The organism is Anoxybacillus flavithermus (assembly GCF_002742685.1).
GTDB classification, from domain to species: Bacteria; Bacillota; Bacilli; order Bacillales; family Anoxybacillaceae; genus Anoxybacillus; species Anoxybacillus flavithermus_E.
The window spans coordinates 34,166-44,100 of the sequence record NZ_PEDM01000017.1; the positions used below are offsets into that span (position 1 = coordinate 34,166).

Sequence of the window (9,935 nt, forward strand, 5' to 3'; positions counted from 1 at the left end):
TATAGAAGAATGGCTTGCTGTCTATTTGACAGAAGCCATTCTTTATTCATTAAAATTCCCCTAGTTGTTGAAGTAAGCGATACAACATAACAGCTGATTCTGCACGCGTAGCATTCGCTTTTGGCTTAAATACTAGTTTACCATTAACAACCGTACCACGAATTAACTGCAATGAAGCAGCTAAGCGCACATGTTCGCGGGCATACGGCGCAATTTCTAATTCATCCGCAAACGTGATCGACTCATTGCCTTTTATATTTTCATTTTTGTACGCCAGAGCACGTACAAGCATCGTTGCCATTTGTTCACGAGTAATCGCAGCATCCGGTTTAAAGAGATCGTTACTTCCTTGAACGATTCCTGCGCGATATGCAGCTTCAATGTATGGTGCTGCCCAAGAAAGTGTTGCTGGCACATCTACAAATACACCGCTGTATGAAGAAACAGGTAACTTCAATGCTCGTGCAAGCAATACAGCAAATTGAGCCCGTGTAATCGATTCGTTCGGTGCAAACCGATCTTTTGTCATCCCTTGAATGATGGTACGTGATGCAAGTACTTCAATTTCTTCTTTCGCCCAAGCTAATCGGCTCGTTACATCGTTAAATGTTTTATTTTGTTCTACAACCACAAACGTGCCGAACGCATCGAGTGAAACGACAAATTGTTTTTTCGACTGACTATACACACCGCCAACGTATTCATAAGACTGACCATTGAAGCGATACACTGCTGCTTTGCGAGCATCTACAGGTGTAGAAGTCACGTGAAATGCAACGGTGACAGGCTTTTCACTTACTACATGTTGACCATCAACTGTTTTCGCAGACAATTCGTATACAGGGGCAAGCACTTTGCCTTCTGTCTCTTGTTTCATCTCTTTGACGTTCACAGATAGTTTGACGTCAGCTTTCGTAAATGATTTCAACACTTCTTTAGATAAAGCAATGTTGACCCCGTCCATCTCAACCGACATCGACTTTCCGTTAGCCAATAATGCCTCAGCTAACTGTTTTGGCAATTGTACGCTAAGCGTATGAACGTTTTGTTCGCCTTGTTTACGCTCAACCGCAATGTTTACTGTAGCGACGTTTTTCGCCATTTCTAACACACGCTCTGTAGATAATTCGACCGTCTTTTCACCATTTACAATCACTTCTTTGCCAACACCTGTTGACGGAGTTGGTGTTGGGTTTGTTGCTCCTCCCGAACCAGAACCTGATGATCCTCCTGGCGTTGGTGTTGAACTTGCTGGCTGTTGCTTTGTTGTAAAGGTGTACGTATAATTCGTCATTGCCTTGCCGGCGTAGTCTTTTACGTGCGAGTCTATGACTACTTCATATGTCGTACCATATTTGAACGATGTATTTGGCTTAAATGTGAACGATTGGACAAGTTTTTTCGTTTCATCTTCAATAAACCAACCACTTTCACCCTTACCATCTAGTAAACTATGATCTTTTTTACTTTCATCAGACTTATAGCCGTTAAACATGCGCTCATACGTGAACGTACCCGATACTTTCGTCTTTTGTCCGTTTTTCACTTCATACACACTTACACCTTGTTCGATCGACGATTTGTCCATTAATCGATCGAATGTAACTTGTATGTTTGCATTCGTATCTACGTTTTCCGCATTTGTTGCAGGCGTTGCTACTTCTACGCGCGGATTACTTTGACGGACAAGTGGCACATTCAATTGTGTTTCTGCTGGCGGAACGTCTACAATACGTGATATATATGTCTCATAACCTTCTTTTGAGAATACAACACGCCATTTGCCACTAATGACATCCCAACCGTATCGACCATTCTCATCTGTCACTTGCGGGTTGACTTGACCGTAAAATTCCGCATTCCATTTAACCCATTCATCGCCTTGTAGCTGTTGTACTTCCGCTGTTACACCTTCTAAACGGTTCTCCATGCTACCTTCAAACACATAACCTGATGGGTCAATAAGCACAATAATTTGCATCAGTGGAAGACGAATTTCTTGTCCTTTCGCTTTGAAAATGAGCTGTAACATTTGTTCACCGTACGAGCTCCAAGCGCCGAGTTTTGAACCGTCAAATGTGAATGTTTTTCCATCACTTTCTTTTTCCATTTTGTACTGCTCACCTAAAAACTCAATCCACGCCTCATCGACTTCGTCACTAAATACAATTTTCGTGTCGAGCGGTGTTTTCTCAACAACGGCAAATGAAGCCACACCGGTGTAAGGATTGAGCGATACAGTGCCATTCCATCCCGCAAATACTTCTGCCTTTTCCACTTTTGGAACAGATGCATCGTATTGAACAGTTGAGACGTCAGACATGTGCTGCTGTCCGTTCTCTTTTACAACAGCGTACAGCTGGAAGGACTCTTTTTCTTTTGTTACAGGTAACGTTACTGTCGCAAACCACCAACGACCTTCTACTTTTGTTTCTGTTAACTTTTTCCCATCTGCATATACTTCAACAACAGCATTCGGTTTTGCTTTTCCGTATACTTTTATTTGCTTCTCAGATGTTTGTGCTGGTGCTTGCATAGTGACGAACAATACGTTTGTCGTTGCTGATAATTCGTCTCCATTTCCAACCTTCGCAACAACACGTACAAAGTCATCCGCATTATCTTTCACTTTTACTTGGAAAGTAATAGATCCTGATTCACCAGCTTTTACTTTAGGAATAGTCACTTTCCCGTCCGTTAACGTCGCTTGCTGTCCGTTTACAACGAGTGAGTTGCTGACAAGCTCCACATGATTCGGCAAAGTAAGCGTGACAGGAACGTTCTCTTCATCTGCAGTACCGTTATTTCGATACGTTAACTTATAATCAATTGTTTTGCCTGGTACGATCGTGTCAGCAGACGCAACGAAGCGATTTCCTTCACCAACAAAGCTTCCTGTTCCTTTTGTAAATGTAAGCGTGACGGTTTGTGACTGTTGGACATCAACTTCTTGTTTAATCGTCTTTCCGTTATACCATGCTTCAAGTTTGTACGTACCTGGTTGTAAGCCGCGAACTTTAAAATAGCCATCTTTATCGGTACGCGCCCAACCCGCATATTGTCCATCTTTATCGTATACATATACGTACACATGTTTGAGTGGCTTACTTCCTTCATACACACGTCCATCAATGTACTTTGCTTTCTCTAACGTAATTGTACCAAGATCAAGCGTATCACCTTCACTTGCTCCAGCAACAGTCTCTCTCTTTTCGACATAATCGGTTGCTGAGACGACATATGTGATTTTTTCATTTGCACTGAGTCCTTTAATTGTAAATGTACCATCCTCTGCAAACGACACGTAACCATAACTGCTATCCGTATATGCATACATCCACACATTTGTCATTTTGTCGTAATCAGCAATTTTTCCTGTTACTGTAAGCGCTCTATCCAGCGTAATTGTCATATCATGCTGATCTTTTGTAATATCTACTTTTTGTTCTTTCGCAATATACCCAGGTACACTTGTATATAGTAAATAACCATCTGCAACAACGACATTTGGAATTGTTACACTTCCATCTTCGTTATATTCAACTGGGTATGTTGAATGGTAAAAACCAAGCTCGTAATTCGATGTGCGATATACGTCATATTGGTATAAATAAAAATATGCATTTGGTTCTGTAATGACATTTCCATGTTTATCTTTAAACGTTAGCTTGACATCAACGACTTCGATGTCTTTTTTGTTTAATGTGAATTCAATTGGGTCTTTTACATAATTGTGCTTTGGATCAATCGTAACTTTTGTTTTCAACGTTTCATATAAACCGTTTCCGTACACGATCAATTTGTACTCTCCAGCTGGTACACGTTTTAATGCACGATCATCCCAAGAAACGAACTGCCCTTTTTGATTAATATATCCACTAAACCATGCACGATCGTTGTACATCTCTACGTATAAACGGTCAGTTACTGCCTGCCCATTTTGATCAACAAAATGAATGCGCACTTCTTGTGGTAAATGAATGGTTACTTGCTCTTTTTGTCCGTACTGCAATTGAATCGTTGAAACAGCATAATTCCATTCTTTTCCTTCGTGAATATCGATACTGTAAAACCCTTCTGGCAACCCTTCGAGCTTAAACGTACCGTCGGACTGAATAGATGTTGTATATGCACCAATTTGTACTTTTCCTTTTGTTAGCAATTCGCCATTGGCACGTACTGTTCCTTCAACTGTTGCACCTACATACTTTCCAACTTTTTCTGTTAGTTCGTTCGTTTTTTGTCCTTTTCCATCTGTAATAAACGCCACAACTTTATCAACAAACTTCATGCCTTGTTCAATTGGGAACGCCCCAATGTATGCTTTACGCTCCGTATCGTACGTTAAATCAATTTCTTTTTGTTCCCCGTCATAATATATAACCGCTGTTGCTTTGTAACCTTCTTTATATGAGCCATATAATTCAATGTCGATGTTTGCATCTAATTTTAAGTAACCTTGTTCCGTATGAACTTTCAATGTCGTTGCTGCAAATTCTTCCGTTTTCCATTCAGCGACCGCTTCGCTACTATTCCCTATTTGGTCGACGGCAACAACTTTAAAACGATATGTCGTATTTGGCAACAGAGGTGAATAACGATACTGTTGACTATTCAAGCCAGACTGAAGTGTTTGCCACTCCCCACCATTCACTTGAAGCAAGACATTATAGTAAGCAACGTCTTTATCTTCATTCCAACTTACAACGAGTTCGTTATTTTCTTCTTTGATTGTCACTTCAGGCTTTGCTGGCGGTGTCGTATCGACTGTAATCGTTACAGGTTTAGATGATTGTTCACCATCTGACAGAACTAATGAATATGTTCCGTCCGCTAGTTCCAACTCAACCGAGAAACGTCCTGTAGCATCTGATTTTGTTTTTACAGATGTAATTACTTCTTCTCCTTGTTTTGCTTGTACCGTTAAATCGATATTCGCCTTTGCATATCCATGAATGTAAATTTTATTATTATCCCCACGAACAAACGAGCCATCTTGTGGCGAAACGATGACTGGTGCTGCATTTTCAGAAACAGTAAACGACGTATATGCTCTTTCACCTGTTCCTGTCACTAATTCAACTTGATATACACCCGTAACTGCTTGATTTAGTGTAAACGATGTGGTGATCGAACCATCTGTTTGAATATCTGCATCGTTCCATTGATACGTATATACAACGTCATTTGTTGGAGATGTGACTTTTAACGTCGGCTTCATCCCGTAACCAGCTTGACCTTTTTTACGTACGTAACCGTTCAACTTTACTTCACTATTTGGCGAGTAAATAGCTTGGTCTGTTTGAATATGAACTTCTTTTTCTGGAACAGGTTGTGTCGTTCCATCTGATACCGTAAACTGCTTTTTCCAGTATATATTTTCTCCATCTGGAAGTTGGAGATCGTAATATGCTACATATGTACCATTTGGTAAGTTAGGTACTCGGATATGGGCATAATCGACCACAACATACTTCTTCTCAAACTCGATTTCTTGCCATTGTTCATTGACAATACGAATCGATGGCTCAATATTCTTATACACGCCATTCGTTTTCTGTTGAATGCTTCTTAACTTAAAGTCACCTTGACGCATATCAGTTTTTAAGGAAATAGACGTACCGTTCGAACTATCTTTCCAGTAAGATACATCTGTACTTTCTAATACAGGTTGACCGGCAACCGATAACGTACGAGATGTTGTAAAATCAAGATCAATAGGTAACAGTTCATATACATATCCCTCATTATCAACTACATTAAAAACAGCATGCTTGTATTGATCAGATGTCACATACACATGAGAAATAGCTTCTCCATTCGAATCAACGTATACAGCACTAGATTGTTTTTCACGCATAAACACAAACGAATCTAATTTTTTATCACCCTCTATTTCAATCTCTGAAACGTTATGAAACGCATCCTCAAATGACAATACACGATGTTCTCCATTTACTTCGAATTGTTTGTAAACTACATAACCGTTATTCTCGTCATCAAATCCTCGATAACTCACAGTCATCTTTTGTGGGCGAACGAATACTTTTCTTTTAGCGTCATATGCATAAACTGCAAAATCACCATGCTTCGTCGATAAGTAATACTCCGCCGAAGCTTCTTTGGTAATTGGGGAGCCTTCCCCTGTCACTTGAATCGGCACGAGATCCGTAGGTAAAGACAATGTCTCACCATCAAGCAATGCTTTTAGTTGTTCGTATGTCAGTTTTCTTGTATCCGCATATACAGCATATTCATTTTGTTCATTTTTCATATCGATAGAGAAACTTAGTTCATACGTTAAATCTGGTTTTAGTTTGTCAACAGGAATAACTAAATTGGCTTGGTCACGCTCACCATCCAGCCATTCCCAAGAAGAATAATAAGTATCTCCTTCTTTATAACCGACTAACCAACCATCTGCTTTCCATACTGCTTTATATCCTTCGGGCAGTTCAATTTGAATCGTTTTCTTCTCCTCTTGCGCATATACCGCAATAGAAGGAGCAAAAGATGAAAAAATAAGCAACATGGCTAGTAGCGTATATAACGCTTTCCTCACTGCGTCATTCCTCCTCTTTTAGTAAGGAGGGGAAGCCCCCTCCTTTATTCTACTTGGAATCGAACTTGATCTTTGTTCGCTTCAGCGATTGCTTTTTGATCCCATCCTGACCAAACAAATGCTTCTACTGTATACGTGCCTTTCGCAAGAGATGCAAGTGGCAATTGCATACCAAGACCGTTTGTTCGCTGTGGATCAAGTTGATCGATCGTTAGGAAAGCACGTCCAACGACTCGGCGATTTGCATCAAGCACTTGTAAAATAACAAGCGGTTTGACTGGTGCAGATTCTAAGTTTTGAACACGTGCCATCACATAAGCAGAACCCGTTTGATTAAATAATGCTTGCTCCTCACCGTTTTCATTTAACACTTTTACCGCTTCAATTAGCGTTTCATAGTTGTATACAACGAATGTATTAACTTTCGAATCAACGAGCTTACCTTCTGCATCGTATGCCTCAAACGTCACAGTATATGTGCCGTTCATCGCATCTTGTGCCACTCGATAAGAGTAAAAGTACTGTTGCCCAACTCGTTCTGGAAGTTGTTGCTCCTCACCGATTGGATTTTTCACTTTTACTTTCCACGTCACTTCTTCGTTTGCATACGCGCTTAACCATGCTGGGCGGTTTGTGCTAACAAATTGGTTTGGTTGTACGTATGTGTCTGTAATCTCTATTTTTGGCGGATGTTCTCCTTCTGCTAGACGATAAATCGATACAACTTTTTGTGTCACATGGCCACCGAGATCTTTTAATGTAAGCACAAATGTGTTGAGCCCTTCCTCAAGCTGCAACTCTTGCGTATACGTATGTTCATAATCTTTCATAACAAACGGGCTTTCAAAATCTACCCCATAAGCAAAATCGTCGTCGACATAAAATTGCATATGGCGGTAATTATCTTTTAATTTCACTTGCAAGTTAAACTTGTCCACATCATGTGTGACATACTTCGGCACACGTTCTACAAATTCGATTTCCCCTGGAGTTGAGTCAACAAACACCGTACGGTTAATCGTAATCGATTGACCTTTTTCATCGGTTGCTGTTACTTGGATGTCTTTCACACCGTCACTTTCAAATGACACAACCGTAGAGAAATATTTGCCGATCATTTGGTCATTAATTACCGTCACTTTCTTTCCATTCACAGTCACTTCAACATTTGACACATCACTAATTGCACCAAAAACATGTACATCTCTTGAACCATACGCGCTAAGTGGTTTCGGCGAGAATAGTGAAATGATTGGCGCTTCTTCATCCGCTACGACCGTTGAAGCAAAATTGACGTTTCCAGCATAGTCAATCGCAGCTACCGTTACCTCCGCGTTTGTGTAAACTTGTGGAAGTTCTACACTCGTTTCCTCTTTTGATAACAATGTTTCGCCTGTAATCGATTCTCCGTTTACGAATACATCGTAACCAGCAATACCAGCACCATTTTCAATAGCTTCCCATGAAACCGTATTTGTTTCTTCATCATAGTTAACTGATAAAGTCGGTGCTACCGTATCAACGAGAACTGGAATTTTCTTCGACTGCCAACGTGCATTCGGATAGTCGATGACTGCTTTTAGTTCATACGCATATTCTCCATCTGGAACAAATCGGAATTTTGTTGTTCCATCCCATAGACGACCGTCCATGTAAGAGAATGGCGGCTCACTTCCGGCATCAAAGAAATTTTTCCGTACGTTGTTTTCAGATTTAATACGGCGAAGTTGTTTCCCATCTTTTAAAATGTTGTATTGCACTTCTTTTGCATTGCGTAAAAATGTTGGCAGTGGCTGAATTTGATCCATAAAGCCGTCGCCGTTTGGAGAAAATGCATACTTTCCTTCCTCATTCGGCATTAAAAACGATGTCGTTTCATCCATCATCGTTGACCAGCCGTAAAACGATGCTTCCCCAAGATCGGCAATACCATCAAAAATATTCGGTTCATCCCAATGGCCGTAAAAACCAACATATGGGATCGTTAAATCTGGTTTTGTTCCATTTTTCAATTGCACAAACCCTTCAACAAAAATATTTTCGTGAAGTTCTTCCTCCCCATTAGTTGTTGGGATTTTCGCGTTTGATAAATCAATTTTAATAGAAAACGTTTTGCTCCCATTTGCTGGAACTGTAATTTGATTAGACTCTGTTGAAATGACCGCTCCCTCTATATGACGTGCTGCTAAAGCGTTATGATTCCCTTCTACAAGATCGGTTAACGCATTCGCTTTCACGTCATATGTGACATCTTCGTTTGACATGTTATATGCCGTAAATGTCATTTTAATTGACTTCTCTGTAAAATCACCAAGTTCGACTTTCGCCTCACCAGTCGTTGTATTGACGACGTATACCGGCGTTGTAACCGCTGCATACGTTTGCATCATTCCAGCACCTTGGCGACGTGGCGAGAATGGATAACCTTCTTGATCCGTAATTACATTCGCTGTATTCATTAGTAAAATTTTTGCTAATTTTGCGCGCTCTTTCGTTCCCATATTCGGGAATTGTTCTTTTAAATGTTGCATAACAAGCGCTGCACCGCCTGCTACATGTGGCGCTGCCATCGATGTTCCGCTCATATATCCATATTTATTGTCTTGCAATGTCGAATAAATATTTCCACCTGGAGCAGAAATTTCTGGCTTCAACTGTAAACTTGGTGTCGTTCCCCATGACGTAAAGTCTGTCATTCGTCCCATTTCTGGATCTTCGGTTTGATCTTTGACTGCAAAGTTGACTTGAAGCGAACCACCAGCATCAGCAATCAGCTCCTCTAATGCTTGTCCATCTTCAGTTTGGATTTTCATAAATGGAATGAGATCCCATCCACCTTGATCTTTGTAAAAGTTCGGGTTTCCGTTATTGTAAACAATAATACCAATCGCTCCAGCTTCCTTAGCATTCATTGTTTTTTCATAAAATGAAATCTTCCCACGTTGAACAAGAACAACTTTTCCCTTTACATCTATGCCATCATAATCTTCAACAAAGCCATACGCACCACCAAGGGAAACTAACTCAACTGGATCATCGCCAAACGCTTCCACCCAGTTATCTGCTCCATAACCTACAAACCTATAACTTCCAACATTCACAAATGTTTCATATAAATATCTTTCATTCCCTGTTGCCGCAACTTGAAGGGCATTTGCTGCTAGACCTGGGGCTCCAACAGTCCCGATATCAGGATTCTCAGCGAGTGGATTGCCAAATCCGTAAGCGAAATGACCTGAGTTTCCTGCTGAGACGGATACGACGATTCCATTTTCCGTTGCGCGCGCAATCGCTTCACTCGCCATATCTTGTTCATTAGTAACTATTCACCCCAGTGCTAGTGTATAAAAAAGCCCAACACAAATAGGGCATC

General features: G+C 40.6%; 2 protein-coding genes. Both read right to left on the reverse strand.

Annotated features, from left to right (window positions below; translation table 11 throughout):
• Nucleotides 1-49: 49 nt before the first annotated feature.
• Nucleotides 50-6,562: a carboxypeptidase regulatory-like domain-containing protein gene (locus tag CS060_RS08720; protein WP_035046393.1), complete on the reverse strand. Its 6,513-nt coding sequence runs from the start codon at nucleotides 6,560-6,562 to the stop codon at nucleotides 50-52.
• Between the two features lie 44 nt (nucleotides 6,563-6,606).
• Nucleotides 6,607-9,867 carry a S8 family serine peptidase gene (locus tag CS060_RS08725; RefSeq protein ID WP_231563505.1) on the reverse strand — a complete coding sequence of 1,087 codons (3,261 nt, stop codon included), beginning with the start codon at nucleotides 9,865-9,867 and terminating at the stop codon, nucleotides 6,607-6,609.
• Nucleotides 9,868-9,935 lie beyond the last annotated feature (68 nt).

Bases quoted from the DNA above. Each gene is read 5' to 3' on its own strand.
- CS060_RS08725 (WP_231563505.1), bottom strand. From the start codon at position 9,867: ATGGCGAGTGAAGCGATTGCGCGCGCAACGGAAAATGGAATCGTCGTA.